At 43.4% G+C, this 882-nt stretch carries 1 protein-coding gene; it reads right to left on the bottom strand.

Features of this window, described 5'->3' with window-relative positions; translation table 11 throughout:
• A partial coding sequence (locus A3729_RS02680; protein WP_156497592.1) for a DUF1631 family protein occupies window positions 1-882 on the bottom strand: 882 nt, incomplete at both ends.

Consider the following 882-nt stretch of genomic DNA (forward strand, 5'->3'; position numbering starts at 1 on the left):
AGCATGATGCCCATAGCTGGTATTGGTTAAATTGAACTTATCGACATCGATATAAATCAAAGTCGCTTTACTTTGATTAGTAACAGCACCGGAAATACTTTGTTCTAAGCCGCGTTCAAATGCCTGACGATTAAGTAAACCTGTCAATACATCACAACTAGACTGGCTAGCAAGTTCTTCGTAAACAGACTGAACCATTTGATGTAAGCCTTGGTCAACCAAGGGCACTTCATCGTTATCAACAAAGCTTGCTTTATTAGCTTTAAACAGTTCGACCAACTTATCCAAAGGCATATCTTCATCTTTCATGCCTTGGCTATCAACAAATACGAACCGGAAAGACTCACTTCCTGACCAGGCGAGGCGCAAGCATCTGGCACGCCCTTGATCATCTTTTATTTCAACCCATTCACCAACTTTCATCGTCACTACGCGCTTATGCCAATGAGAAGCTTGTGGGTCCTGACCCTGATCTGGACGCAGGTCTTTAATCTCTTTTTCAGTTTTCTCGTAAGGCCATTCGTATCGATCAATCTTGACGAGCAGCGGATCAACATCATGGAACAAACAATCTTCCAGTCGCTGCAATACCGTCTCATATCCAACAGGCCCAACAATTGTTAACTCTTTTGTGATTAGTTCTAATATAGAAGGCGCTTCCAACTCCATTTCTAGTTCAACGGCCCATTGGTCACTATCATCAACCTCTTCACCCAACCACGATAAAAGTACATCTACAACATTTAATGCTTCGGTATAGCCTTCACTTGTTTCGCCATCGCGAACAGCGACTAAGGCCAAATGCTCACGCCACCCGGCTTTATCAAGAAGCTCCATCAGTACAACCGGAACTGACTGTCCCTGCAAAAGTTCATTAAGGTC

This window comes from Oleiphilus sp. HI0043, assembly GCF_001634935.1.